Source organism: Dietzia sp. IBK-p2-15D (assembly GCF_057773105.1).
In genome coordinates, this window is record NZ_JBYMTK010000008.1 from 81,799 (window position 1) to 106,374 (window position 24,576).

Annotated in this window: 23 protein-coding genes and 1 tRNA gene; 11 read left to right on the plus strand and 13 right to left on the minus strand. The window is 70.4% G+C overall.

All coding sequences use genetic code 11. The annotated features are described in order from the left end of the window. Nucleotides 1-2: 2 nt before the first annotated feature. The 3 genes from AC3DEV_RS11890 to AC3DEV_RS11900 all read right to left on the minus strand — a co-directional run bounded on the left by AC3DEV_RS11890 (nt 3) and on the right by AC3DEV_RS11900 (nt 2,972). Entirely contained in the window at nt 3-1,544 is a 1,542-nt protein-coding gene (locus AC3DEV_RS11890) for a PP2C family protein-serine/threonine phosphatase (protein WP_488372240.1), read from the minus strand. Beyond that, complete coding sequence (locus AC3DEV_RS11895) at nt 1,541-1,999, minus strand: FHA domain-containing protein FhaB/FipA (RefSeq protein ID WP_067716492.1); 459 nt, start codon at nt 1,997-1,999, stop codon at nt 1,541-1,543. Before AC3DEV_RS11895 ends, AC3DEV_RS11890 begins: the two co-directional genes overlap by 4 nt. 85 nt (nt 2,000-2,084) lie before the next feature. Further along, nucleotides 2,085-2,972: an FHA domain-containing protein gene (locus tag AC3DEV_RS11900; RefSeq protein WP_120285685.1), complete on the minus strand. Its 888-nt coding sequence runs from the start codon at nt 2,970-2,972 to the stop codon at nt 2,085-2,087. A gap of 189 nt (nt 2,973-3,161) precedes the next feature. Here AC3DEV_RS11900 and AC3DEV_RS11905 point away from each other — a divergent pair. The 3 genes from AC3DEV_RS11905 (at nt 3,162) to pntB (ending at nt 6,689) form a co-directional block, all read left to right on the plus strand. After that, nucleotides 3,162-3,244: transfer RNA gene (locus AC3DEV_RS11905), tRNA-Leu, on the plus strand. 432 nt (nt 3,245-3,676) lie between these two features. Further along, a complete protein-coding gene (locus AC3DEV_RS11910) occupies nt 3,677-5,263 on the plus strand; it encodes a Re/Si-specific NAD(P)(+) transhydrogenase subunit alpha (protein WP_488372312.1) in 1,587 nt (528 codons plus the stop codon). 4 nt (nt 5,264-5,267) lie between these two features. Further along, nucleotides 5,268-6,689 carry a Re/Si-specific NAD(P)(+) transhydrogenase subunit beta gene (gene pntB / locus AC3DEV_RS11915; RefSeq protein ID WP_488372241.1) on the plus strand — a complete coding sequence of 474 codons (1,422 nt, stop codon included), beginning with the start codon at nt 5,268-5,270 and terminating at the stop codon, nt 6,687-6,689. A gap of 322 nt (nt 6,690-7,011) precedes the next feature. Here the strand turns inward: pntB and AC3DEV_RS11920 are convergent, their stop codons facing one another. Continuing rightward, entirely contained in the window at nt 7,012-7,488 is a 477-nt protein-coding gene (locus tag AC3DEV_RS11920; RefSeq protein WP_488372242.1) for a hypothetical protein, read from the minus strand. Between the two features lie 55 nt (nt 7,489-7,543). Further along, nucleotides 7,544-8,905: an acyl-CoA dehydrogenase family protein gene (locus AC3DEV_RS11925; RefSeq protein WP_488372243.1), complete on the minus strand. Its 1,362-nt coding sequence runs from the start codon at nt 8,903-8,905 to the stop codon at nt 7,544-7,546. Between the two features lie 146 nt (nt 8,906-9,051). Here AC3DEV_RS11925 and AC3DEV_RS11930 point away from each other — a divergent pair, with 146 nt between their 5' ends. Next, a complete protein-coding gene (locus tag AC3DEV_RS11930; protein WP_488372244.1) occupies nt 9,052-10,011 on the plus strand; it encodes a TIGR03620 family F420-dependent LLM class oxidoreductase in 960 nt (319 codons plus the stop codon). Nucleotides 10,012-10,083: 72 nt separating this feature from the next. Here AC3DEV_RS11930 and AC3DEV_RS11935 read toward each other — a convergent pair whose 3' ends face one another. Continuing rightward, nucleotides 10,084-10,611, minus strand: a complete 528-nt coding sequence (locus tag AC3DEV_RS11935; RefSeq protein ID WP_488372245.1) for a hypothetical protein — start codon at nt 10,609-10,611, stop codon at nt 10,084-10,086. 172 nt (nt 10,612-10,783) lie between these two features. Here AC3DEV_RS11935 and AC3DEV_RS11940 point away from each other — a divergent pair, with 172 nt between their 5' ends. Continuing rightward, on the plus strand, nt 10,784-12,238 hold the full coding sequence (locus AC3DEV_RS11940) for an MFS transporter (protein ID WP_163375190.1): 1,455 nt from the start codon (nt 10,784-10,786) through the stop codon (nt 12,236-12,238). Between the two features lie 9 nt (nt 12,239-12,247). Here the strand turns inward: AC3DEV_RS11940 and AC3DEV_RS11945 are convergent, their stop codons facing one another. The 5 genes from AC3DEV_RS11945 to AC3DEV_RS11965 all read right to left on the minus strand — a co-directional run bounded on the left by AC3DEV_RS11945 (nt 12,248) and on the right by AC3DEV_RS11965 (nt 17,131). After that, nucleotides 12,248-12,487 carry a zinc-ribbon domain-containing protein gene (locus AC3DEV_RS11945; RefSeq protein ID WP_067715487.1) on the minus strand — a complete coding sequence of 80 codons (240 nt, stop codon included), beginning with the start codon at nt 12,485-12,487 and terminating at the stop codon, nt 12,248-12,250. 50 nt (nt 12,488-12,537) lie between these two features. Then, nucleotides 12,538-13,425 (minus strand): alpha/beta fold hydrolase, encoded by an 888-nt coding sequence (locus tag AC3DEV_RS11950; RefSeq protein ID WP_488372246.1) that lies wholly within the window; start codon nt 13,423-13,425, stop codon nt 12,538-12,540. After that, nucleotides 13,412-13,972: an SRPBCC family protein gene (locus tag AC3DEV_RS11955; protein ID WP_413956935.1), complete on the minus strand. Its 561-nt coding sequence runs from the start codon at nt 13,970-13,972 to the stop codon at nt 13,412-13,414. Before AC3DEV_RS11955 ends, AC3DEV_RS11950 begins: the two co-directional genes overlap by 14 nt. Before the next feature lie 88 nt (nt 13,973-14,060). Next, nucleotides 14,061-16,325, minus strand: a complete 2,265-nt coding sequence (locus AC3DEV_RS11960) for a catalase (protein ID WP_488372247.1) — start codon at nt 16,323-16,325, stop codon at nt 14,061-14,063. 167 nt (nt 16,326-16,492) lie between these two features. Further along, nucleotides 16,493-17,131 (minus strand): TetR/AcrR family transcriptional regulator, encoded by a 639-nt coding sequence (locus AC3DEV_RS11965; RefSeq protein WP_163375194.1) that lies wholly within the window; start codon nt 17,129-17,131, stop codon nt 16,493-16,495. Nucleotides 17,132-17,313: 182 nt separating this feature from the next. Here AC3DEV_RS11965 and AC3DEV_RS11970 point away from each other — a divergent pair, with 182 nt between their 5' ends. The 5 genes from AC3DEV_RS11970 (at nt 17,314) to AC3DEV_RS11990 (ending at nt 22,475) form a co-directional block, all read left to right on the plus strand. Next, nucleotides 17,314-18,441 (plus strand): phosphotransferase family protein, encoded by a 1,128-nt coding sequence (locus AC3DEV_RS11970; protein WP_488372248.1) that lies wholly within the window; start codon nt 17,314-17,316, stop codon nt 18,439-18,441. A gap of 90 nt (nt 18,442-18,531) precedes the next feature. Further along, nucleotides 18,532-19,638, plus strand: a complete 1,107-nt coding sequence (locus AC3DEV_RS11975) for an Rv3169 family protein (RefSeq protein WP_488372249.1) — start codon at nt 18,532-18,534, stop codon at nt 19,636-19,638. A gap of 41 nt (nt 19,639-19,679) precedes the next feature. Next, nucleotides 19,680-20,975 (plus strand): AI-2E family transporter, encoded by a 1,296-nt coding sequence (locus AC3DEV_RS11980; protein ID WP_488372250.1) that lies wholly within the window; start codon nt 19,680-19,682, stop codon nt 20,973-20,975. After that, a complete protein-coding gene (locus tag AC3DEV_RS11985) occupies nt 20,962-21,465 on the plus strand; it encodes a hypothetical protein (protein WP_488372251.1) in 504 nt (167 codons plus the stop codon). The genes AC3DEV_RS11980 and AC3DEV_RS11985 overlap by 14 nt, the downstream gene beginning before the upstream one ends. A 101-nt stretch (nt 21,466-21,566) precedes the next feature. Then, on the plus strand, nt 21,567-22,475 hold the full coding sequence (locus AC3DEV_RS11990) for an alpha/beta fold hydrolase (RefSeq protein ID WP_488372252.1): 909 nt from the start codon (nt 21,567-21,569) through the stop codon (nt 22,473-22,475). A 74-nt stretch (nt 22,476-22,549) separates the two neighbouring features. Here AC3DEV_RS11990 and AC3DEV_RS11995 read toward each other — a convergent pair whose 3' ends face one another. Further along, nucleotides 22,550-22,960, minus strand: a complete 411-nt coding sequence (locus AC3DEV_RS11995) for a hypothetical protein (protein ID WP_472985558.1) — start codon at nt 22,958-22,960, stop codon at nt 22,550-22,552. Between the two features lie 231 nt (nt 22,961-23,191). Here AC3DEV_RS11995 and AC3DEV_RS12000 point away from each other — a divergent pair, with 231 nt between their 5' ends. Then, nucleotides 23,192-23,788, plus strand: coding sequence for a maltokinase N-terminal cap-like domain-containing protein (locus AC3DEV_RS12000; RefSeq protein WP_488372253.1), 597 nt, complete (start codon nt 23,192-23,194; stop codon nt 23,786-23,788). A 174-nt stretch (nt 23,789-23,962) separates the two neighbouring features. Here AC3DEV_RS12000 and AC3DEV_RS12005 read toward each other — a convergent pair whose 3' ends face one another. Continuing rightward, nucleotides 23,963-24,514 carry a YceI family protein gene (locus tag AC3DEV_RS12005; protein WP_488372254.1) on the minus strand — a complete coding sequence of 184 codons (552 nt, stop codon included), beginning with the start codon at nt 24,512-24,514 and terminating at the stop codon, nt 23,963-23,965. Between the last annotated feature and the right edge of the window lie 62 nt (nt 24,515-24,576).

Below are 24,576 nucleotides of genomic sequence, written 5' to 3' on the forward strand. Positions count from 1 at the left end.
GGTCAGCTCACCGCCCGGCAGGTCTCCCCGGGCACGGGTGCGGGGGTCGTGGGGGAGGGGGGAGTCGCCGGTTCGTCCGTGGGGGCGGGCTCGCCGGGCGACGGCGACCCGGTGGGTGCGGGGGAACCCGTGTTAGAGGGCGACGCGGTGGGAGAGGACGACGACGAGGTCTGCTCGCGCGGGCGCTCCTGCTGCTCACGAGGTTCGCACGGCGGCAGGAGGTTGTCCTCCGTGAGCCGGGAGACCTGGGCGCCCGCCTCGGCGAGGCTGCCCGACGGCAGTCCGGCGCGGACCGTCTCCCGGGCGGGTTCGCGGAGATCCCCGAGGGTGAACACGTCGCACCCGGCGGGGATGGCATCGGGGGAGTGCATGGTCAGGTCGCCCTCGCGGGTCAGGCACCCCACCTGGATGACCGAGGCCAACGAGATGCCGAAGACCTCCCCGGAGATGCCCCTCTTCACCACGACCTGGCTGTCCGATTCGGTGACGAAGTAGTTGCTGCGGACGAGCAGCGCGGACACGCCCACGATCCCGGCCAGCAGTACGAGCACCCCGACGACGCTCAGGGCGAAACGCCATCTGCTGCCGCGCGGTGGGGCGGCGTCGACCTCGTCGTCGTCGTCGGATCCGTTCCCACGCCCGTCACCCGAGGCGCCGGCGGCCCCGGACGTGCCGGCGGCTCCCCCGCGTGAGGCGACCTGGGCGCGTGAGAACGCGGCGGCCTTACCGGCCGCGGTGTCGGAGTAGGGGTCGGCGGCGGGGTCGATCTGGCCCGGCTCGTCGCCCGACGCCGCGCCTACCACCACGGGGATGACCGGCGCGTCGCGCGGGGAGTCCAGGACGTCGGCCAGGACGACCGTGATGTTGTCCGGCCCGCCCGAGCGCAACGCCAGCTGGACCAGCCGGTCCGCGGCCTCCTCGACGGTGCCGGTGGCCAGCGTCTCGGCGATCGTCTCGGTGCTCACCGGGTCGGACAGGCCGTCGGAGCAGAGCAGGTAGCGGTCGCCGACCCGCGCCTCGCGGATGACGGCGGTCGGCTCCACCGGCTCCCCGGTCAGCGCCTTGAGGATGAGCGAGCGTCGCGGATGGGTGTGGGCCTCGTCGGCGGAGAGCTCCCCGCGGTCGACGAGGGACTGGACGAAGGTGTCGTCTTTGGTGATCTGGGTCAGCGTCCCGTCGCGCAGCAGGTAGGCCCGGGAATCACCCACGTGGAGCAGGCCCATGCGGCGTCCGTCGAACAGCAGCGCGGTGGCCGTGCACCCCATGCCGTCGGTCTCCGGGTACGCCTCGACGTGGGAGGCGATCGCCTCGTTGCCGACCGTCAGCGCGCGGGTCAGGGCCCCGGTGAGATCCTGCCCCGGTTCGTCCTCGTCGAGCCGCGCCAGCGCCGCCACGACGAACTGGCTGGCGATCTCACCCGCGGCGTGGCCGCCCATGCCGTCGGCGAGGGCCAACAGCCGGGGTCCGGCGTAGGCCGAGTCCTCGTTGTTCTCCCGCACCATGCCCAGATGTGAGCGCGCGGTGTAGACGAGCGCCGGGGTCACGTGCGCAGCTCGATCACGGTCTTGCCGATCCGGATCGGCGTGCCGGCGTCCACCTTGACCGGGGTCGTCACCCGCGATCTGTCCAGATAGGTGCCGTTGGTCGAGCCGAGGTCCTCGAGGAACCAGTCGGGGCCGTGCGGGGACAGGCGGGCGTGCTGGTTGGAGGCGTAGTCGTCGTCGATCACCAGGGTGCACGAGTCGGCCCGGCCCACCAGGACCGGCTGCTCGGACAGGGTGATCCGGGTACCTGCGAGGGCGCCCTGGGTGACCACGAGATGCCGGATCGCCCGGGAGCCGCGGCCGAACACGCCGCCCCGGCGCTCGCCGCGGCCGGACGAGCGCATCCCCACGTTGCCGAAGACGTCGGTCTTCAGCGCCCGCAGGGTGAGGTAGATGAACAGCCACAACAGCGCCAACAACAGGCCGCGCGAGAGCTGCAGAACGAGTCCCTGCACTGGTGCCGTCCTCCCCTCGCCCGCCGATTCACCTCGGACAACGTGTGGCCGCCCCCGGTGGTTCCGGGGGTCATCCGTGTCGAGGCTAGTCGAACCGGACGGTGATCTCCGAGTGTCCGACCCTGATGACGTCGCCGTCGGCGAGTTGCCAGTCCTGGATCGGCCCGTCGTTCACCGTGGTGCCGTTGGTCGAGCCGAGGTCGGTGAGAACCGCTTCCCGACCATCGAAATGGATGTCCGCGTGCTGGCGTGACACCCCGGTGTCGGGCAGGCGGAACGCTGCGTCCTGCCCGCGTCCCAGCAGGTTGGAGCCCCGCTGGAGGCGGAACGTCCGCCCCGAGCCGTCCTCGAGGTGCAGCGTGACCGTCAGCGAGGCCCGGCCCTGGGTGATCTGGGTGGGGGCGTCCGACGGGCCACCCCAGCCCGCGCTCCGGGCTCCGGGGCCGGTCGAGACCGGATAGTTGGAAGCGGGTGCCTGCATGTCGCTGTTCTCCTTGCTCGCACTCGGCCCGTCCACGCCCCGTCGGTCCCCACCCGGCGACGACGGCGCCGGATGATCCGGCGCCGGCGCCGGCGCGGCGGCCGAGATGTGGAACGGGACGGCGTCGGGGTCCACGACCCCGTCGATACGCATCTGTCCGGTGTGGAGGTCATCGCGCTCCACGAAGGTCACGGTGACCGGGCCGTACGTCTCCCAGCCCTGTTCGGAGATGTGATCCGACAGGTGGCGGGAGAAGGTCTTGACGGCCAGGGCCTCGTCCTCGGTGAAGGAGGCGTAGTCCGACCGGGCCAGGGTGATGGTGTAGCTGTTGGACACCAACAGGTGCCCGTCGACCACCTTGAGGGAGGCCTCCGCCTGCTTGCGGAGCTGTGACTCCACCTCGGCCGCCACGACTTTCCCGCCGAAGAGACGGGCGAACGCGTCGCCGACCGCGCCCTGAAGGGTGCGCTCGAACTTCCCGACGATCCCCATACCTCGCCTCCTTCCTCGTGGTGGGCCGCGGCCATCGGCCGGCTCGGCTGTCCTCGCGCCGCCCGCGGCGGCATCCGGTCGATCATAGAGGCGGTGGCGGTGGGAAGCACGCTTCCAGCCGCCGGGAAGCCCTCACCAGCCGATTAGTGCGGTCGGAACGCCGCGTGTTAACGTATTCGGGCGTTACTCGGGCGAGTGGCGGAATGGCAGACGCGCTGGCTTCAGGTGCCAGTGTCCTTCGGGACGTGGGGGTTCAAGTCCCCCTTCGCCCACAGATCGGGAGCACCCCGGATCGTCTCTGACGGTCCGGGGTGCTTTTTGTTTCATGCCACTAAGCACCAAGCCGTATGGTTTACGTCACAAGGCTCTCGAAAACGGTCCCACCGGCTCGTTCGCGGTCCACAGTGTCCCGTAGGCTCTGCCGGAAGTTCTTCCGGTGGACGTGGCGCCACCCTGCCCGCGCCGGAGGACGACGCCGTAACGGTGGACGAAGCAGGGGTAACCATCCCACCCCGAGCCGCTTCGTGAGCTCTGATCTCGGATCGGTGACTGGAGCGCACCCCGGGCACACACGTGCCGGGCCTGTGGAGAATACGTAGAACACGCCAAAACTCGAGACGTCAGAGCCGGCGCACACGCGTCGGCTCGCTCACAACGCAGTAAAAGGATGCCCTATGGCTTCGAGCCTTGAAGAGATCCCTGATATGAAGCCGGATTCCGATGTCCGGGATGCCGGTGTCGCGCCGTCGGTGATCGGTGTGGTCGCCGAGTCCAACCCGGCGGAGAACCGCGTGGCGGCGACGCCCGAGACGGTGGCGAAGCTGATCGGCCTGGGATACCGGGTCGTGGTGGAGCACGGCGCCGGTACCCGCGCGGAGTTCGCGGATGCCGCATACGCCGAGGCCGGTGCCGAGCTGGCCGATGGTGACGCCGCGTGGTCGGCGGACGTGGTGATGAAGGTCGCCGTGCCCACCGAGGCAGAGGTGGCGCGGGTCCGGTCGGGCGCGACGCTGGTGGGCCTGTTGGCCCCGGCGCAGAACGAGCACCTTCTCGGTGTGCTCGCCGAGCGCGGCGTGACCGCGCTGGCGATGGATGCGGTCCCGCGTATCTCGCGGGCGCAGTCGATGGACGTGCTGTCGTCGATGGCCAACATCGCCGGCTACCGCGCCGTGATCGAGGCCGCGCACCACTTCGGGCGGTTCTTCACCGGCCAGGTCACCGCGGCGGGCAAGGTCCCGCCGGCCAAGGTCCTCGTCGCGGGTGCCGGCGTGGCGGGTCTCGCCGCGATCGGGGCCGCCTCGAGTCTGGGCGCCATCGTCCGCGCGACCGATCCGCGGCCCGAGGTGGCCGACCAGGTCAAGTCGATCGGTGGCGAGTATCTGCCGGTCGAGGTGCCGGAGGAGGAGAAGGTCGTCTCCACCGACGGTTACGCCAAGGCCACCAGTGAGGCCTACGACCGGGCCGCGGCGAATCTCTACTCGGAGCAGGCAGCCGACGTGGACATCATCATCACCACGGCGCTGATCCCGGGTCGGCAGGCACCGCGCCTGATCACGGCCGCCGACATCGCGACGATGAAGCGTGGCTCGGTCATCGTCGACATGGCCGCCGCGCAGGGCGGCAACGTCGAGGGCAGCGTCCCCGACCAGGTCGTCGTCACCGAGGGCGGTGTCACGATCATCGGTTACACCGACCTGGCCGGGCGGCTACCCGCCCAGGCCTCGCAGCTGTACGGCACCAACCTGGTCAACCTGACCAAGCTGGTCACCCCGGACAAGGACGGGGCGTGGGCGCTGGACATGGACGACGTGGTCCAGCGCGGTGTGACGGTGACACGGGGCGGCGAGATCATGTGGCCGCCCCCGCCGGTGCAGGTCAGTGCCGCCCCCGCGGCGGCCGCTGCCCCCGAACCGGTCGAGCCCAAACCTGAGAAGAAGAAGATGTCGGCCGGCGCGAAGCTCGGCCTGATCGCCGCCGGCATGGCGTTGCTGCTGCTGCTCACCGCGGTCGCGCCGGGCGACATCCCGCGTCACATCACGGTGTTCGTGCTGGCGATCGTGATCGGCTACTACGTCATCGGCAACGTGCACCACGCGCTGCACACCCCGTTGATGTCGGTGACCAACGCGATCTCCGGAGTGATCGTCGTGGGTGCGTTGCTGCAGGTCGGGATCGACAACACCCTCGGCCTGGCGCTCGCCGCCATCGCGATCCTCGTCGCGTCCATCAACGTCTTCGGCGGTTTCGCCGTGACGCGTCGCATGCTCGGCATGTTCTCGAAGGGAGCCTGAGCAGATGTCTGTTGAGACCGCCGCCAATGCGGCCTACCTGGTCGCCGCACTGCTGTTCATCCTGTCGCTCGCCGGGCTGTCCAAGCACGAGACCGCCCGCCGGGGCCTGACCTTCGGCATCGCCGGCATGGCGCTGGCCCTGGTCGCCACCGTCGCGCTGGTCATCGACCACCAGCCCGCCACCATCGGCATCGTGTTGATGGTCGTGGCCGTCGCCATCGGCGCCGTCATCGGCCTGATGCGCGCGCGCAGCGTGCAGATGACCGAGATGCCCGAACTCATCGCCCTGCTGCACTCGTTCGTCGGCCTGGCCGCCGTGCTGGTCGGGTGGAACGGCTACCTGGAGCCCGAGCTGCACGGTGAGCTCACCGGTTCGCTGCTCGGCATCCACCACGCCGAGGTGTTCATCGGCGTGTTCATCGGCGCCGTCACCTTCACCGGTTCGATCGTCGCCTACCTCAAGCTGTCGGGGAAGATGAAGTCCGCACCGCTGGTGCTGCCGGGCAAGAACCTCATCAACCTCGGCATCCTCGTGGCGTTCGTCGCGCTGACCGTGTGGTTCGTCATCTCCCCCGCGCTGTGGATGCTCATCGTGGTCACCGCCCTGGCGCTGACCCTGGGCTGGCACCTGGTCGCCAGCATCGGTGGCGGCGACATGCCGGTCGTGGTGTCGATGCTCAACTCGTACTCCGGCTGGGCCGCCGCGGCCACCGGCTTCCTGTTGGGCAACGATCTGCTCATCGTGACCGGCGCGCTGGTCGGCTCCTCGGGCGCGTACCTGTCCTACATCATGTGCAAGGCGATGAACCGCTCGTTCTTCTCCGTCATCATGGGCGGCTTCGGTATCGAGGCCTCGTCGGGCGAGGGCAAGGACCACGGCGAGCACACCGAGATCGATGTCGCCGGTGCGGCCGAGATGCTGGCGGACGCCTCGAGGGTGATCATCGCCCCCGGTTACGGCATGGCCGTGGCACAGGCGCAGTACCCGGTCGCCGACCTCACGCGCACCCTGCGTGAGCGCGGCGTCGACGTGCGCTTCGCCGTCCACCCGGTCGCCGGTCGCCTGCCCGGCCACATGAACGTCCTGTTGGCCGAGGCCAAGGTGCCCTACGACATCGTGCTCGAGCTCGACGAGATCAACGACGACTTCGCGGACACCGACGTGGTGCTGGTCATCGGTGCCAACGACACCGTGAACCCGGATGCCGCCGAGGACCCGGGTAGCCCGATCGCGGGTATGCCCGTGCTCCACGTCTGGGAGGCCGAGAACGTCATCGTGTTCAAGCGGTCGATGGCCGCCGGTTACGCCGGCGTCCAGAACCCGCTGTTCTTCCGCGACAACACCCAGATGCTGTTCGGCGACGCCAAGGACCGCGTCGACGACATCCTGGCCGCGGTCAAGGATCAGCAGGGCGCCAGGGCCTGACGCGCTGACCCGCCCGTTCAACCGTTCGACCGTTCGACCACATCCGCTACCCGCCCTACGGATCCGCTATTCCGATTGGAGTAGCGGATCCCGAGGGGGAGTAGCGGATGTGGTCGTCTGTCGTCCGCGTGGCGGCCGTCGGGCGGCGGGGTGAGGGACTCGGGTTACGGCTCCGAGGCCGGTCCCCAGGCCATGGAGTGCTATCTCAACACCCGGTCGATCGCGATTCGGAACGTCTGACCGAGGTCGGGGACGACCAACGCCGGGGCCTGCAGCGGAGTCGGATAGAACCGGCGGCAGACCCCCGGGCCGCCCCGCCTGGTCACTGCTTCTTCAGCGCGTCCGTGCAACGCAGACGGAGCTTCTCCAGTTCGCGTCCGTGCTGCTCCGCACGCTCGACCAGCTTCTCCAGCGTGGGCCGGGGGAGCCGGGGGTCGTCGATGTCGAGCAACGCCTTGAAGCCGAGCGTCTTGCCCGTCACGGCGAGGGTCAGTGCCTCGAGCTCGACCAGATCGCTCAGCGGGGAACGTTCGGCGGCACGGCGATTGGGCTTGAGCTGGCCGAACTTCTCGGCGGCCTTGGCGGGCAGGTCCTTGAGCATCGAGGGTGACGTCCCCGCCAGCGTCATGAGCTCCTCGAGGCTCCTGAGGTCGTCCACGGTCTCGTCGCCGATGCGGGAGACGACCTTCCTGGTCTCCGGATCGTCGTGGTCCTCGGCCACGCGGCGGAGCAGGTCGATCCCGGCGGCGGCACCGGCGTGGTGGTCCTGCATGTACGTGTGCAACATCTCGGTGGCCATGCACTGACGGTACGAGAGCGGGCGCGGGAGGCAACCGATCGGACGGACCAGAACCTCAGCGCGCGAGGAGTCCCTTCGCGATGTGGGTCACCTGGATCTCGTTGCTGCCCGCGTAGATCATGAGCGACTTGGCGTCGCGGGCGAGCTGCTCGACGCGGTAGTCGGCCATGTATCCGTTGCCGCCGAACAACTGCACGGCCTCCATCGCCACCTCGGTGGCCGCCTCGGACGAGTACAGCTTCATCGCCGACGCCTCGGCGAGCGAGAGCGGCTTGCCGACACGCGCGCGCTCGATGGAGTTGAAGACCATGTTGCGCACGTTCATCCGCGCGACCTCCATCTTCGCCAGCTTGAGCTGGATCAGCTGGAAGCGCCCGATCTCCTGGCCCCACAGGGTGCGCTCGCGGGAGTAGTCGACGCACAGCCGGTGGCACTCTTCGATGATGCCCAGCGACATGGTGGCCACCCCGATCCGCTCGGCGGTGAAGCTCGACCGCGCCGACTCGCGGCCGTCGCCCCCGCGACCCTCCTCGGACTCGCCGAGCAGCCGGTCCCTGCCGAGGCGGACGTTGTCGAAGAACAGCTCCCCGGTCGGGGAACTGTGCAGGCCCATCTTCTTGAAGGGAGCACCCTGCGTGAGGCCCTCCATGCCCTTGTCCAGCACGAACGTCAGGACCTTGCGGTCGCGCTTGTCGGCGTCCGTGGCCGGTCCGGTGCCGCCCGCTCCACCCGACCCCTCGTCGAGCTTGGCGTAGACGATCATCACGTCCGCGTACGGCCCGTTGGTGATGAAGGTCTTCTGGCCGTTGAGGATGTAGTCCTCGCCGTCGCGCCGCACGTAGGTCCGCATGCCGCCGAAGGCGTCGGAACCGGAGTCCGGCTCGGTGATCGCCCATGACGCGACCTTCTCCATGGTCACGATCCCGGGCAACCAGCGTTCCTTCTGCGCCAGCGTCCCGCGGGACATGATCGTGGTGGCGCCCAGTCCGAGGCTCACGCCGAGCGCGGAGACCAGCCCCATGCACGCGCCGGCCAGCTCGCTGGTCACCACGGCCATCATGGAATCCCGGTTCTCGAGGGCGCCGCCGGAATCGCCGCCCTCGTCGTCGTCCCCCCTCCCACCGTCGCCGCGCGGCGCGTCACCGGATGCAGCCCCGCCGCCGGCTGACCCGCCGCCCGCGGTCCCACCCCCGGCGGCCGCGCCGACGGTCTCGCGCGCCCGCTCCTTCGCCAGCATCTTCTCGACCCCGTCGCGGGCCATGGCGTCGATGCCGAACTCGGCGAACAGCTTCCGGATGATCGGGTACGGCGGGATCTCACCGCTCTCCAGGGCGTCGAGCTGGGGGCGGATCTCCTTGGCGATGAAGCCGCGCACGGCGTCGCGGATCATCAGGTCGGTCTCGGACCACTCGTACATCGGCGTCTCGTCTCCTCGGTGCCCGGGGTGTGCCGCGTGTCACTGCAACACGTGTCAGCTCAGTGTGTCGCGACCGGGTCGACGGGCGCGGCCGTTTGCGGCGAATGGCCGGCCCGGCGACGACGGGGTCGGGCACACTCGGGGATATGAGTGCCCTCCAGGACAGCGCATCGAACCGAGACCGCGGGCGCGGAGCAGGTCGCGAGCAGCTCGGCCGGATCGGCCTGTGGACCGGCTCGCTGGAGGGACTGACGCCGGCGGCGATCCCCGACGTGCTCGGGGAGCTCGACGACCAGGGCTGGGGCTCGCTGTGGTTCGGCGAGGCCGTGGGCCGGGAGGCGTTCACCGCCGCGCAGCTGTACCTGGGTGTCACGCGCCGGATGGCGATCGGCACCGGCATCGCCAACATCTACGGCCGCGACGCCTCGGCGGCGGGGGCGGCCGCCCGGACGATCGAGGCCATGCACCCGGGCCGGTTCGTCCTGGGTCTCGGCGTCTCGCACGCGCCGCTGGTCGAGCGCCACCGTGGTCACAACTACGGGCGGCCGCTGTCGGCGATGCGTGAGTACCTCGACGCGCTCGACCGGACTCAGCCCATGGCGGCGGGCGAGGACACGATGCCGCCGGTCGCGCTCGCCGCGCTCGGCCCCAAGATGCTCGAGTTGTCGCGCGATCGCACCGCCGGCGCCCACCCGTACCTGACGCTGCCGGAGCACACCGCGCGGGCGCGGGAGATCCTCGGCGGGACCGCCGACGACGGGCCGGCCCTGGTCGTGGAGCACGCCGCGGTGGTGGCCGAGGGAGTCGACGACGACGACGAGGTGTGGCGGTCGCGGGCCCACGATCACCTCAACGTCTATACAGGCCTGCCGAACTATCGGAACTCGTGGACCCGGCAGGGGTTCGACGAGTCGGACTACGTGCGCGGGGGCAGCGATCGGCTCAAGCACGCGATGGTCACCCGCGGGGTCGAGGCGACGCGGGCGCGGGTGCAGGAGCACCTGGACGCAGGGGCCTCGACCGTGCTGGTGCAGGTGCTGGGCGAGAACGTGCTGACGCCGCCGGTGGAGGACTGGCGGATCGCGGCCGAGGGGCTGCTCGGCTGACGCCGAGCCTCGCCACGCCCGCGTCCCGTCTCGGCCGCGGCCATGCCGCCTACACGTCCGCCCCGGCCGCTGTCAGCCGTCGTAGGGGACCGTTTCCACGACGATCGGCCCGGCGACGGCCCCGCCGGTGGTGGTGAGTCGGTACTCGACCCGGCCCGGGCCGGTGGAGATCTGCGCCTCGTAGGGGTGGGAGATCGGATCGGGGATGCCCGTCGAGATCCGCGGGAACGGGACCTGTGCAACCTTCTCCCCGGTGGCGCCGGTGTCGAGGTTGCGCCACGAGAGGGTGGCCGTGAGGTTGCACGGGCCCACCCCGACGACGGCGAAGGCCCAGGAGACGGATGCCGTGTCCGGGTACCCGTCGCCGTTGAGGGTGGTGGAGATCGCGCCCGCGCACAGCCCCGTGGGTGAGCCGCCCACGGCGATCACGCGGTCGGGAGCGGGGAACAGTCGCGGGATGGCCTCGGAGGAGTCCTGGGCGTTCGCGGTGGCCGGGGCCGTGACGGCGGCGGTCAGTGCGACGGCCGTGGCGGCGAGGAACGCCCCCACGGAGACGGTGGGCCGGCGGGTGATCCGCCGGGTCGAGCCGGTGGTGTCCACCCGCTCATCGTCGCACTGCGGACAGCGGCAGACAATAGTGGGCGAGGATTCCGCCACGTCGGACCGCCATGTCGAACACGGTGGCGGTGCCCGGAACGAGAACCCGTTCGACACCTGTCTGTAATGTCCGACGAGAGGCTCCGGAAGCGAGCCTCGGTCGGAAGGACACGGGATGATGGCACGAACGCGCGGTGGGGACGCCGACACCGTCCGGTCGGACGAGAACGGTCTCATCGCGGTCCTCGCCTTCGGCGGCATCGTCATGTCTCTCAGTCAGACGCTGGTCATCCCGCTGCTGGGCATGCTGCCGGCGATTCTCAACACCTCCGCGGTCAACGCCTCCTGGGTCGTCACCATCACGCTGCTCGCCGGAGCGGTGGCCGGTCCGCTCATGGGACGACTGGGAGACCTCTATCCGAAGAAGTACGTGCTCATCGGTTGCACGGCGGTCATGGTCGTCGGCTCGGTGCTGTGCGCACTGGCCACCTCGCTGTGGCCGATGCTCATCGGGCGCGCCCTGCAGGGCGTGGGAATCGGTGTGATCCCCATCGGCATCGCCACGATGCGCGAGATCCTCCCGGCGCGTCGACTCGCACCGGCGATCAGTCTGATGAGTTCGTCGCTCGGAGTGGGAGGGGCGCTCGGGCTCCCGGCGGCGGCCGCCCTGGCGCAATACGGTTCGTGGCAGTGGATGTTCTGGGGGTCCGGGGCCCTGGGCGTGGCGATCATCGTGATGATGATGGTGCGTCTCCGGACGCTGCCGGCCGCCAAACCGGACGGCACGCTCGACGTCATCGGCGCAGTGGGGCTCGCGATCGCCCTCATCTCGCTGCTGCTCGCGGTGTCCAAGGGCGCCGACTGGGGCTGGAGCTCCCCGTTGACCCTCGGCTTGCTGGCGCTCACCGCGGTGTCACTGCCGGGATGGGCGCTGTGGGTACTTCGGCATCCGTCACCCATCGTGGACCTGCGGGTTGCCGCCCGTCGCCCCGTCCTGATGACCAACATCGCCTCGGTGACCATCGGCATGGGCCTCTATGCGCAGCTGCTGATCATGCCCCAGATTCTCCAGCTCCCGGTCGAGACCGGACACGGGTTGGGCCAGTCGATGGTGGCCATGGGGTTGTGGAGCGCGCCCGGCGGGCTGGCGATGATGGCGGTCTCCCCACTCAGCGGGAGGCTCATCGGCACCCGCGGCCCCAAGACCACGCTCATCCTGGGAGCGCTGGTGGTCGCGGTCGGCTATGCGTCCGGGTTGTTCCTCATGGGATCGACCTGGGGTGTGATGACCGTCGGCATCGTGGTGAGCGGCGGTGTGGGGCTGGCCTACGGTGCGATGCCCGCGCTGATCATGGCCTCGGTCCCCACCTCCGAGATGGGCTCGGCCAACAGCGTCAACACGCTCATGCGCTCCATCGGCACCACGACCTCTGCCGCGGTGCTCGGCGTGCTGCTCACCCAGATGTCCATGGACTTCGAGGGGCTGTTTGTCCCCACCGAGACCGGATTCCGGGTCGGTCTGATGTTCGGCTGCGGCGCGACCCTCCTTGCCGCGGCGGTCGCCGCCACGATCCCGCCACCGTGGGAGGACAAGGCCACGGCCCCAGCGGTGCCGGCGCGGGAGAGCTGAGCGGCCGGATCAGTACGCGCCGGACAGGATCCCGTCGACCCGCGACCGGTCGATCTTGGTGGTGATGCCGCACGCCGTGCACGTGGCCGTGTATGACGACCCCAGCGGGATGATGGGGATGAAGAACAGGGAGAACGCTCGCTTCCGACGGTCGACCCGCTGTGCGGCGACGTTGCCGCAGTTCGGGCACGTGGCCCGGGCCAGCCCGAGGTTCCGGGACGAGTTCTTGAAACCGAAGATGAAGAACATCGGCCCAGCGTGACACCGCACCGGGCCGCGCGCACCCGGTGCGGTGGAGTTCAGGCCCCGGGACCCGAGCCGTCCGCGGTCGACCGGGCACGGGCCACGATCGCATCGGCCAGCTCTGCCGGCCGCTCGTCGGGGATCCAGTGACTGACCCCGCCCATCTCGACGAACCGGTAGTCGGCGTCCACGTGGTGGCGGGTCCGCTCGGCGCCCCCGCGGCCCAGGGCCGGGTCGCGGTCACTCCACACGAACGTGGTGGGCACACGGACCGCCGCGGTCGAGCGGGACGGTGAGGCGAAGGGCAGGGCCCGGTACCAGCCGAGTCCCCCGGGGATCGCGCCGGCGGCGACCATCTCACGCCGGTAGCGCTCGATCATCTCGGGCGTCATCCCCATCCCGGCCAGGGCCTTCTCGGGCCGCGGGCCGGCCGAGGTGAGCAGTCGCTCCGGCAGGAACGGCAGCTGGAAGAGCCCGATGTACCAGGATCGCAGTAGCTGGTCGGAGACGACCATGGCCTTGAGGAAGGCGGCGGGGTGGGGGACCGACACGGCGGTGAGACTGCGGAAGCGGTCGGGGTGCGCCCCGGCGACACCCCACGCGACGGCGGCGCCCCAGTCGTGACCCACCACGTGGGCGTCGGGCAGGCCGGCGGCGTCGAGCAGCGCGAGGACGTCCCCCACCAGTTCCGACAGCCGGTACGCGCGCCGACCACGGGGGCGGGCGGACTCGCAGTACCCGCGCTGGTCCAGCGCCAGGGTGCGGTACCCGGCCGCGTGCAGCAGCGGCGCCACGAGGTCCCAGCTGGAGGTGCGCTGCGGGAACCCGTGGAGCAGGACGATCGCCTCGCCGTCGGCGGGCCCGGAGTCCACCGCGCGCAGCTCCATGCCGTCGCGGGAGAACCACAGGTCCGGCCGGTGGGCATTCGGATCAGCCGCGGACATATCCCCTCCTGACCGCCCGGTCGAGGATTCCGAGCGTCGCCTTGAGCGCCGATGCGTCCAGCACCGGCAGTACTCCCGAGTCGCGCCACTTCGGGTGCGCGTCGGACCAGTCGTAGTAGCTGACGACCTCGGTACGCGCCCCCTCGGCGCCGTCGCCATCGCCGTTATCGCCATTGCCCAGCGGGATGAGGCGGTAGCCGTAGGTGTGGCCGATCGGGGGCGTGATGGCCCCGTCGATGGTCCAGGCGATCTCGGCGTCCGGCTCGAACCGGGTGATGATCACCGTGACGTCGTACTCGCCCATGTCGTAGTCGCCGAGGGACTCGCGGTCCATGTGGACGACGAACCGGTCGCCCTCGGCGGTGACCACCGATCCTTCGGCCGCCTGGAGCATCCCCGAGGAGTCGATCGCCACGTGGCCGTCCGGATCGCACAGTACGGCGAACACGCGGTCCGCCGGAGCCGTGATCACCCGCCGCGCCTCGAGGCGGAGACCGGCAGGACTCTCGCGGGCGGCGGCCTCACGGGTGGCGGGGTGGTCGCTCATGGCCGAGACGCTACCCGCGCACGCCGTGGGTCGGGGACCTCTCGCGATCCCCGACCCACGGTGTCCGTCTACTGCTCCGTGCCCTGCGTCAGATGCGGGCCGGGTCGGGCCGCTCCCACGCCCGGTGGGTGGCCAGCAGCGGCTTGAGTGCGGGCAGCACGCCGGCCGCCGCGTCGACCGCGACCACGCCCGGCGTGTCCGAGGTCAGCCCGAAGTCGACGTACCGGTCGATGGGCGCCAGGGTGGCGATGGCCTTCTTGTGCCGGTACATCTCGCTGATGAGCACGTCGGTCCGCGGGTGGGCGGGGAGGTCGACGACGACGAGGGCATCGAACTCGATGGACCGCTGCGTCTGATAGGACCGCGAGATCGCGACCGTCGCATCGGGCTCGCCCTCGCCGAGCCTGCCGCCGACCGGGCCGATCACGAGCGGGACCATGTCGTCGTCGAACACGGCCTGCTCGAGTTCCTTGACCGCGGCGACGTCGGAGTTCTCCGTGACGAGGATGCCGATCTGGCGCCCGTCGGACGGCCACTCCTTGCCGATCTGGGACAGGGCCGGGCTGGTGACGACCTCGGCCACGGGCACCTTCGCGGGCGCGGGCAGCCCCAACCCGGTCGCGACGGTGACGGCCAGGTCGTGGTCGATGTGCGCGAGCTGCTCGACCTGCCGGATCTTGATGGCCTCCTCGTAGCACTTGCCCAGCTCGAAGGTGTACGCCTCGGCGACGTGCGCCTTCTCCACCTCGGTGAGGCTGGTGTAGAACAGCGTCGCCTGCGAGTAGTGATCGTCGAACGTCGCCGGGGCGTCGCGGACGACCTGCGCGTCGGCGATCTGCTGCGCCACCTCCACCAGCGCACCGTCGGTGGTGCCCGCCATGAACGGGCACCCACCGTCGAGGCTGTTGGGCTGGTACGGCGCCACGCCCACGTGGTCGGCGGACTGGTGGAAGCCGTCGCGGAGCATGTCGTTGACAGGGGCGTGGGGGCGGTTGATGGGGATCTGGCCGAAGTTCGGCCCGCCCAGACGCGTGAGCTGGGTGTCCAGGTACGAGAACAGTCGGCCCTGCAGGAGCGGGTCGTTGGTGACGTCGATGCCCGGCACGAGGTGGCCCGGGTGGAACGCGACCTGCTCGGTCTCCGCGAAGAAGTTCTTGACGTTGGCGTTGAGCGTCATCGTGCCGATCACCTGGACCGGCGCGAGCTCCTCGGGGACGATCTTGGTCGGGTCGAGCAGGTCGATGCCGTGGAACATCTCGCTGACACCGTTCTCGTCGACCGTGTCCGGGAAGACCTGGATGCCCAGGTCCCACTTCGGGAACGCGCCGGACTCGATCGCGTCGGCCAGGTCGCGGCGGTGGAAGTCCGGGTCCATGCCGGCGGTGATCTGGGCTTCCTCCCACACCTGCGAGTGGACGCCGAGGTGGGGCTTCCAGTGGAACTTCACCAGGCTGGTCTCGCCGGCGTCGTTGATCATCCGGAACGTGTGGACACCGAAGCCCTCCATCATCCGGAACGAGCGCGGGATGCCGCGGTCCGACATGTTCCACATGGTGTGGGCCTGCGCCTCGGTGTGCAGGGAGACGAAGTCCCAGAAGGTGTCGTGCGCGCTCTGGGCCTGCGGGATCTCGCGATCCGGGTGCGGCTTGGCGGCGTGGACGACGTCGGGGAACTTGATGGCGTCCTGGATGAAGAACACCGGGATGTTGTTGCCGACCAGGTCCCAGGTGCCCTCGTCGGTGTAGAACTTGGTCGCGAACCCGCGGGTGTCGCGGACCGTGTCGGCGGATCCGCGGTTGCCGAGCACGGTGGAGAAGCGGACGAAGACCTCGGTCTCCTTACCCTCGGCAAAGACGCCGGCCTTGCAGACGCTCGCTGCGGCGCCGTTGGCCACGAACGTCCCGTGCGCACCGGCCCCACGGGCGTGGACCGCGCGCTCCGGGATGCGCTCGTGGTCGAAGTGCATGATCTTCTCGCGCAGGTGGTGGTCCTGGAGCAGGACCGGGCCGCGACGACCGGCCTTGAGCGAGTGATCGGTGTCGGACAGGCGCCCGCCCTGGGCGGTGGTGAGGAACTGGCCCTGCTGACGCATGACCTCCTCGCGGGCGGTGACCGAGCCGGGCGGCTCCGCGCCGGTGGGGCCGTACGGGGTCGCGCCCTTCTGGTCGGCCTTCGGCGGCAGCGGGCTGGTGGGTTCCGTGGGCTCGGCGACGGTCGGCGGTCGCGACCCCGGCGTGCCGGGGACGACGTCGGCGCTGCCGGCCAGGTCGTCGGCGAACTGTTCGGCCTTGTCGACGAGCTTCTCGGCCGCGGATCGGGCGGCGGACTTGGAGTCGGACTTCTTGTCGGGCATCGGCACTCCTTCGGGATGAGAATCGTTCTGGGTGCACTGGCTTTTCCAGCCGTGCAGGCGATTCTGCTCCACTGGCGAAGGTCTGCAACCTGTCGCGCGACCACCCGGACCGACGTAAACTTCGCGCCTCCGGGGCCGCCGACCGTGGTGAATCGGTGACCGTCCGGTCAGCCCTTCCCTGGGGCGAGGGCGCCGGTCAGGAAGTGCGACGCCCGGGCACTGTTGAGCGTGATGTCGTAGTCCGGCGACTCACGCCAGTAGCGGATCACCGAGATGTAGGTGGAGCCGACCATCTGGGCGAGGAAGCGCAGCGGCAGGTCCTCGCGCACCTCCCCGGCGGCCACTCCAGGGGTCAACAGTCGCACCAGGGTGGACGTCAGCTTCTCGGTGCGGGCGGCGCTGACGGCGGGGACGGCGAGTTCACGCTCGAGCTCGCCGGTCAGCGACGCGAAGTAGACCGGCGCGGTGGCGGCGGTGGCGGCGACGTCCGCGAACAACCGATCGAGCCGACCCGCGGTGGTCAGCGGCTCGGACAGCAGGTCGTCGACCAGCAGTCCGAGAGTGGACACGTGGGCGTCGTGGAGGGCGATGACGATGCCGTGCTTGTTCTGGAAGTAGTTGAAGAACGTCGCGCGGGAGACGCCGGCCGCCTCGGCGATCTCCTCCGCTGTGGTCTCGGCGACCCCGCGTTCGGCGAAGAGCTGACGGGCGGCCTGCAGCAGGCTCGTGCGGACCGCGTGCTTGTTGTGCGCGCGCCGGGAGGAATCGGGCGGCGGTTCGGTGTCGATCGGCGGCCACGTCTGCATCTGTCGTCTCGTCCCCTCGTCCCCTCGTCAGCGGCTCAGCGGCTCGGCGGCTCGGTGGCTCGCAGTGCGTCCGGGTCCACGATATCCGTCGGCGGAAAACCTAGACTCAAGTCTACGTTCGTGGTGTGATCTAGCTCACCGCCCGGATGAAGGGCGCGTCACCGGAAGAAGGAACGACGGACATGAGCCAGGACGTGACGGCGGACGACGTCAAGACCGACATCATCACCTCGACCACCGACCTCGACGAGGTCCGGGCCCGACTGGAGACGTGGCTGGCCGAGCGGGTGGGCAGCACGGGACCGGTCCGCGTGACGTCGATCCGGCGCCCCGAGAGCTCGGGCATGTCGAGCATCTCCGTCCTGCTCGACGCCGAGTGGACCGCGGACGGGCGCGACGAGCGCGCGGAGTTGGTGGCCCGACTCGCGCCGGAGGCCTCCTCGTTCCCGGTGTTCCCCGACTACGACCTGGCCGGGCAGGCTGCCGTGATGCGCGCCGTCCGAGAGCGGGCCGACCTGCCGGTGCCCGACGTCCGCTGGGTCGAGGACTCGCCCGAGATCCTGGGCGTGCCCTTCCTGGTGATGGACCGTGTCTCCGGCCGGGTCCCCGTCGACAATCCGCCGTCCGTGTTCGGCGGCTGGGTGGTGGAGGGGCTGGAAGAGACCGGGCGGGCGCGGGTGCGCGACGTGAGCGTGGAGGTGCTGGCCCGGGTTCACGGCATCCCGGACCCACGGACCGCGCTCGGGGACGCCGCGCCGGCCGCCGGCGTCGACAGTCTCCGGGCCCACGTGGAGAACGAGCGCGCCTACTACGAGTGGACCCGCCGGGAGGACGGTCTCCGGATCCCGGTCCTGGAGCGGGCGTTCGACTGGATCGAGGAGAACTGGCCCACCGAGCTGTCGCCGGACGTGCTCTGCTGGGGCGACGCGAGGATCGGCAACATCATGTTCGACGGGGTCGAACCCGCCGCCGTGCTCGACTGGGAGTCGGCCACCCTCGCCCCGCCGGAGCTCGACCTGGGCTGGTTCCTGTTCTTCCACGACATGTTCCAGGAGATCGCCGAGCAGTGGGACTTCCCCGGCCTGCCCGACCTGTTCCCCCACGGCGCCGTGGTCGCCCGATACGAGGAGCTCACCGGGTCACCGGTTCGCGAGCTGGAGTTCTTCCGCACCTACGCCGCCCTGCGCCACGGCATCGTGATGTCGCAGATCGAGCGCCGCCGCGTCCACTTCGGCGAGGTCGAGGCGCACGAGAACCCGGACGAGTACGTCCTGCACCACGCCATGCTCGCGCGGATGATCGCCGACTGACACCCGGGCGGACCGACCGCACCACCCCACCGCCCCACACCGCCGCCCCCCGGCATGTACCACCGGCCCAGAGCACTCCCAGGAGAGTCCATGACGATCAAGCCCGCGCCCCTCGACGAGTACCCGGTCCACCAGTCCCCGCTCTCGATGGCGCAGGTCGCCACGAGTGACCGCAACTTCTACGACCGCTACTACTTCAACGCCCATGACCGGACCGGGGACGTCTACCTCGTCACCGGACTGGGGGTGTACCCCAATCTCGGCGTGATCGACGCCTTCGCCACCGTCCGACAGGGCGACCGGCAACGCTCGGTCCGCTTCTCCGACGCCAGCGACGAGCGGTCCCTCGACTCGGTCGTGGGCGGGTACCGGGTCGAGGTGATCGAGCCGCTGCGGACCGTCCGCCTGCTCTGCGAGCACGAGGACCTCTCGTTCGACCTCACCTGGCACGGCTCGTTCGAGGCGGTCCTCGAGGAGCGGCACATGCTGCTCGACGGGCCCCGGCTGATCCTCGATGCGACACGCTTCGCCCAGGTGGGCAGCTGGTCCGGCACGCTCACCGCCGAGGGCACCGACTTCACCGTGGATCCCGACGTGTGGATGGGCAGCCGCGACCGCTCCTGGGGCATTCGTCCCAGCGGCGACCCGGAGCCCAAGGGTCGCTCGGCCGACGAGCCGCGTGAGGGCCACTGGTGGACGTACGTCCCGCTGCGGTTCGACGACTACGCGCTGATGATCATCATGCAGGAGAGCCCGGACGGTCACCGCACCCTGAGCCACGCCACCCGCACGTGGAAGGACGGCCGGGTCGAGCAGCTGGGCTGGCCGCGCGTGGAGATCGACTACCGCAGCGGTACCCGGCACCCCGAGACCGCGCGGATCCACCTCACCACGCCCACCGGCGAGCCGGTGGTGGTGGGGGTGGAGACCCTCGGCTACATCCCACTGAGCATGGGATCCGGATACGTGGGCGACCCGGACTGGCAGCACGGCCAGTGGAAGGGGCGCGGCTGGAGCCTGTCCACGGCCTACGACCTCGCGGATCCCGACGTGCAGGCGTTCATGCCGTACCAGACCATCGATCACATCGCCCGGGCCACGTGTGACGGCGCGGAGGGCTGGGGCATGTTCGAACACGGCGTGCTGGGCCGCCACGATCCGAGTGGCTTCGTGGGCTGGACCGACCTCGCCCCGTGATGTGACCTGAGAAGTCTTGAAATGGCTTTAACATCGAGGTCATGACCCAGGGCTCGCCGACCGCCACCCCCTTCGACCGTGCGCACCTGCCGTACCCGGTCGTGCTGGCGGCGGGCTGGTCGGCGTGCCTGCTGCTCATCGCGGGCGGCGGGTGGCTCGTCGGGCAGGCGGTCGGTCGGCTGTCGGTGATCATCGCGCCCCTGGCGATCGCGGTCCTGCTCGCGGCCATGCTCCGCCCGATGGTGGACCGCATCCCGGAGCGGGTCCCGCGGGCGGCCGCGGCCCTCGTCGTCGTCGTCGGGGTCCTCGCGGTCATCCTCGCCGCGCTCGCGGCGGTTACCACCCAGCTCGCGACCGGCGTGCCCCGCATGCGTGACCAGATCTCCTCCGGCACCGACGCCGCCCTGCGGTGGCTCGAGGACGGTCCGCTGCACCTCACCGCGGACCGACTGCAGGAGGCCGTCGTCCAGGCCCGCACCTGGATCGAGTCGAACTCCGAGGCGGTCGCGGCCGGCGCGGTCCAGTTCGGACACACGGCCGTGGACGCCGTGGCGGGCGTGCTCATCTGCCTGGTGTCGCTGTTCTTCTTCCTCTACCACGGCGAGAAACTTTGGGAGTTCTTCGTCCGGTGGCTGCCGCGGGCGAGCCGCGAGCACGTCGACACCGCGTTCCGCCGGGGCTGGGGCAGCCTCGGTGCGTACACGCGCACGCAACTCACCGTGGCCGCGATCAACGCCGCGGGCGTCGGCCTGGGCGCGCTGCTGCTGCGGGTGCCGTTCGTGATCCCCATCGTCGTGGTGGTGTTCCTCGCGTCGTTCGTGCCCATCGTCGGCACCCTCGTCGCCGGGGTGATCCCCACGGTCCTGGCGCTGGTCGAGCGGGGGCCGGCGATCGCGGTCGCGATGCTGGCGATCGTCGTGGTCGTCCACCAGGTCGAGTCGCACGTGCTCCAGCCACTGCTGATGGGCCACGCCGTGGCGCTGCACCCGCTGGCGGTGATCCTCGTGGTCACGGCCGGGACGTACCTGTTCGGTGTCGTGGGCGCGCTGTTCGCGGTGCCGGTCACGGCGATGGCCAACACCGTCGTGCGCCACCTCGCGGCCCGGGGCGGCGCGGACGGCGGCAGCGCGGCCCGGGGCGGCCCGGACGGCGGTGGTTTGGCTGGCGGCGGCGAGAACCTCGGGCCGGGCCTGGTGCCCGGGCGCGACGAGGTGTCCGGGCCCGACAGCGAGGCTCACCCCACCGGTGACGACGACGAGGGGCGCCTCCACCGCGACGACGACGAGACCGATCCCGCCGAACCGGCCACGAGAACCCCGGACCATGCGCCGCGGTGACGGGCGGGCCGCTGGTCGGGCGCGTGCCGTGGAGGTCGTGCGCTCGAGCGTCGTACCCGCGGCCCGGGAACGGGTGTGGGCGCGGGTCGTCACGGCCGAGGGCGTCGCGGACGAGTTCGGCCCGCTGCTGACGATGCGGTTCCCGGCGTCGCTGCGGGGGGCGACGATCGCGGACCTCCCGCTCGGTCGCCCGGCGGGGCGGGCGTGGATCCTGCTGGCGGGGATCGTCCCGGTCGAGTTCGACGACCTGGTGCTCTCCGGGATGGAGGCGCCGCGCTACTTCCAGGAGCGCTCGAGCCTGGGGTCGTGCCGCGTGTGGGAGCACCGCCGGGAGCTCGACGACCTGCCCGACGGCTCGACCCGGGTGACCGACACCCTGCGGGCCGAACCCCGGACGGTGCTGCCGGGACCGGTGGTGCGGATGGTGGTCGGTGCGCTGTTCAGGCATCGTCACCGGCGGCTGATCCGGAAGTTTTCGGCCCAGATGTGACACGGGGAACTGCGTGAACGTCCCCGCGGGGCGCACAATGACGGTAGGTGCTCCCTGCGACGAGATACGGCGCGGGAGGCCGTCCCCGAGGGGGAATCACTATGCAGACCGCGACACTTCACGGACGAGAGCTGGCCTACCGCGAGGCGGGTGCCGGCGAGGGCAAGCCGACGATCCTGCTCATCCACGGCATGGCCGGCAGCTCGACCACCTGGCGCGAACTCATCCCGCGCCTGGACGCCCACTTCCACGTCATCGCCCCGGACCTGCCCGGTCACGGGGAGAGTTCACTCGACTTCGACGACTACTCGCTCGGCGCGATGGCCTCCGCCCTGCGCGACCTGCTGGTGGTCAAGGGCATCAAGCGATGCACGGTCATCGGGCAATCGCTCGGCGGCGGCGTCGCCATGCAGTTCGTCTACCAATACCCCGAGTACTGCGAGCGGATCGTCCTGATCGGCAGCGGCGGCCTGGGCAAGGAGGTCAACTGGATCCTCCGGATGCTGGCCGTCCCCGGCGCTGAACTCCTGCTGACGATCGGCGCCGCCCCGGTCTTCGTGAACGCCGGGAACTCGGTGGGGCGCTTCTTCTCCGGCCTGGGCATCCGGGCCGACGCGATCACCGAGTCCTGGATGTCGTACGACTCGCTCAGTAGACCCGGTCACCGCAGGACGTTCTTCAAGACGCTGCGCGCGGTCGTGGACAACCGCGGTCAGGCGGTGTCGGCGGCCAACCGACTGCACCTGGCCGGGCAGTTGCCGTTCCAGTTGATCTGGGGCGACCGCGACCCGATCATCCCCATGTCCCACGGGCACGCCACCCACGAGGCGATCCCCGGTAGTCGCCTGGCGATCGTCGAGCGGACCGGCCACTACCCGCACGTCGAGGACCCGGCGGCCGTCGAGCGGATCATCGTGGAGTTCATGACCGAGACGCAGCCGGGGCACATCGACCCCGAGACGCTGAGCGCGCTGGTCACCGCAGTGGACGAGCCGGTAGACCAGCCGTAGGACACGACTCGGCCCCGACCCCCTTGAAAGGGAGCCGGGGCCGGGTGGGCGCTGTGGTGGGCGCCGGGGTCGGATCAGTCGTCAACCGGGTCGACGATGGTTTCATCGTCGTCGTTTTCGCCGTCTTCGACCGGGACGTCGGCTTCGATTCCGCGGAGGATGTCGATCGCACCGGAGATGTCGCCGGACGACGCTGCGGCGATCGCCGCGTCGGCGTTGGCCTCACAGTCCTCGCCCGCCAGGCCCTGGGCGAAGCCGCCCACGGAGCCGAGGAAGTCGTAGGCGGAGATGGTGCCGCAGAGCTGCTGGGCCACGGCGGACACCTCCTCCGCGTTCTCGACGCCCTCGACGCCCTCGACCTCGCTGGAACCGGGAATGCCCTCGGACCCGTCGAGTCCGGGCAGGTCGCTCTGGGCGGCGGCGAGGCCGGCACCGGCGAACGACAGGGCGGCAGCGGAACCGATCACGGCGATGGTCTTCTTCATGGGGGTCACACCTTTCCATCGGGATCCGGGGGGATCTCCCCGGCGATACGGCGGTAACCGTAACGGCCACCCCCGCGGACTGGCTGTGATCCGCATCACGGTACGGTCGGCGCGGTCGGGTGGTCTGCCCACTTACGCAGCGGGAACGACGCTCCCGCGAATTCTTCTTCATACACCCATCAGCCCCGGTTCGCGTTTGCCGGACCGGGCGAATTCGGGGAGTCTTAGCGCATGAGTGGAACCGCCGAGATCTATGACGCCGTCCTCGACCCGGGCAAGTTGGACCTGCTCCGGGCCTGGGTCCGCCACCAGGAGTGGTTCGACGGCGACCCGGAGGGCCTCGAGCAGGTGACCGCCTACCGGTTCGTCGATCCCGCCGGCGAGGTCGGGATGGAGTCGTTCCTCCTCACCGACGGTGCCCGCACCTTCCACGTGCCCGTGACCTACCGCGGGTCCGAGCTCGACGACTCCGGTGACGCGCTGGTCGGCGAGATGGAGCACTCGGTACTCGGCCGCCGCTGGGTCTACGACGCCTCCGCTGATCCGGTCTACGTCGCCGAGGTCCGCCGGGTGATCAGCCACCGCGACGCCGCGGCCGACCATCTGCAGGTCGAGGACGGCACGATCACGCCGTCGCCGGTCAACATCCGCGGCGGTGGCGACGGGATCACCCAGGGCTCCGACGCGGTTCTGCACGTCATCCGGATCGTGTCCGAGGAGAACGACGCGGAGGCCGACCGCCCGCTCATCGGCTCGCCGGGCACGCTCAGCGCGACCTGGCAGGACGCGGACGGTTCTCACACCGCGGTCCTCGCCGTCGTCTCCTAGGGTCTCCGGCCCCGGCTCTGCCCGGCGCGCCCAGCCCCGGCCCTGCCCCGCCCGGTCCGGTCCCGGCCCCGCCCCAGAGACGGAACGCTCGCCCCGGCAATTGCCGGGGCGAGCGTGCACTATGTGGGGCGGGGCCGGGCGGTGGCGGGGCCGCCAGCCGTGGCGAGCGAGTGGTCAGGCGCTCTTGATCGCCGAGACCTCGATCTCCAGGGTGACCTTCTCGGAGACCAGCACGCCGCCGGTCTCGAGCGTCGCGTTCCAGGTGAGGTCGAAGTCGCTGCGGTTGATCACCGTGGTGCCCTCGAAGCCGGCGCGCTGGTTGCCGAACGGGTCGGTGGCGGTGCCCTCGTACTCGAACGGGATGGTCACGGACTTGGTGGTGCCCTTAATGGTGAGGTCGCCGGTCACGTCCACGCCGCCCGAGCCGTTGGCGGCGATCTTCGTGGAGGTGAACGTGATCTCCGGGTACGTCTCCATGTCGAAGAAGTCGTTGGACTTGAGGTGGCCGTCGCGATCGGCGTTGCGGGTGTCGATCGAGGAGGCGTTGATGGTGACCTGGGCGGTGGCGCCCTCGATGCCCTCGGCGGGCACGGTGACGGTGCCCGTGAAGTCGTTGAACGAGCCGCGGACCTTGGTGATCATCGCGTGGCGGGTGACGAAGCCCAGGCGGGTGTGGGTGTCGTCGAGGGTCCAGGTGCCCGTGAGGTCGGTGAGGTTGGCGGTCATGGTGACTCCTTCGGGTGGGGTTGCCCGGCCGGCGGGGCCAAGCAGTTAACTGTTGTGTCACC

What these genes read in the sequence shown, in the direction of transcription:
- AC3DEV_RS11900 (WP_120285685.1), bottom strand. Translation starts at nt 2,972, where the DNA reads ATGGGGATCGTCGGGAAGTTCGAGCGCACCCTTCAGGGCGCGGTCGGC.
- AC3DEV_RS11910 (WP_488372312.1), top strand. Translation starts at nt 3,677, where the DNA reads ATGAAGCCGGATTCCGATGTCCGGGATGCCGGTGTCGCGCCGTCGGTG.
- pntB (WP_488372241.1), top strand. Translation starts at nt 5,268, where the DNA reads ATGTCTGTTGAGACCGCCGCCAATGCGGCCTACCTGGTCGCCGCACTG.
- AC3DEV_RS11920 (WP_488372242.1), bottom strand. Translation starts at nt 7,488, where the DNA reads ATGGCCACCGAGATGTTGCACACGTACATGCAGGACCACCACGCCGGT.
- AC3DEV_RS11925 (WP_488372243.1), bottom strand. Translation starts at nt 8,905, where the DNA reads ATGTACGAGTGGTCCGAGACCGACCTGATGATCCGCGACGCCGTGCGC.
- AC3DEV_RS11930 (WP_488372244.1), top strand. Translation starts at nt 9,052, where the DNA reads ATGAGTGCCCTCCAGGACAGCGCATCGAACCGAGACCGCGGGCGCGGA.
- AC3DEV_RS11940 (WP_163375190.1), top strand. Translation starts at nt 10,784, where the DNA reads ATGATGGCACGAACGCGCGGTGGGGACGCCGACACCGTCCGGTCGGAC.
- AC3DEV_RS11945 (WP_067715487.1), bottom strand. Translation starts at nt 12,487, where the DNA reads ATGTTCTTCATCTTCGGTTTCAAGAACTCGTCCCGGAACCTCGGGCTG.
- AC3DEV_RS11950 (WP_488372246.1), bottom strand. Translation starts at nt 13,425, where the DNA reads ATGTCCGCGGCTGATCCGAATGCCCACCGGCCGGACCTGTGGTTCTCC.
- AC3DEV_RS11955 (WP_413956935.1), bottom strand. Translation starts at nt 13,972, where the DNA reads ATGAGCGACCACCCCGCCACCCGTGAGGCCGCCGCCCGCGAGAGTCCT.
- AC3DEV_RS11960 (WP_488372247.1), bottom strand. Translation starts at nt 16,325, where the DNA reads ATGCCCGACAAGAAGTCCGACTCCAAGTCCGCCGCCCGATCCGCGGCC.
- AC3DEV_RS11965 (WP_163375194.1), bottom strand. Translation starts at nt 17,131, where the DNA reads ATGCAGACGTGGCCGCCGATCGACACCGAACCGCCGCCCGATTCCTCC.
- AC3DEV_RS11970 (WP_488372248.1), top strand. Translation starts at nt 17,314, where the DNA reads ATGAGCCAGGACGTGACGGCGGACGACGTCAAGACCGACATCATCACC.
- AC3DEV_RS11975 (WP_488372249.1), top strand. Translation starts at nt 18,532, where the DNA reads ATGACGATCAAGCCCGCGCCCCTCGACGAGTACCCGGTCCACCAGTCC.
- AC3DEV_RS11980 (WP_488372250.1), top strand. Translation starts at nt 19,680, where the DNA reads ATGACCCAGGGCTCGCCGACCGCCACCCCCTTCGACCGTGCGCACCTG.
- AC3DEV_RS11985 (WP_488372251.1), top strand. Translation starts at nt 20,962, where the DNA reads ATGCGCCGCGGTGACGGGCGGGCCGCTGGTCGGGCGCGTGCCGTGGAG.
- AC3DEV_RS11990 (WP_488372252.1), top strand. Translation starts at nt 21,567, where the DNA reads ATGCAGACCGCGACACTTCACGGACGAGAGCTGGCCTACCGCGAGGCG.
- AC3DEV_RS11995 (WP_472985558.1), bottom strand. Translation starts at nt 22,960, where the DNA reads ATGAAGAAGACCATCGCCGTGATCGGTTCCGCTGCCGCCCTGTCGTTC.
- AC3DEV_RS12000 (WP_488372253.1), top strand. Translation starts at nt 23,192, where the DNA reads ATGAGTGGAACCGCCGAGATCTATGACGCCGTCCTCGACCCGGGCAAG.
- AC3DEV_RS12005 (WP_488372254.1), bottom strand. Translation starts at nt 24,514, where the DNA reads ATGACCGCCAACCTCACCGACCTCACGGGCACCTGGACCCTCGACGAC.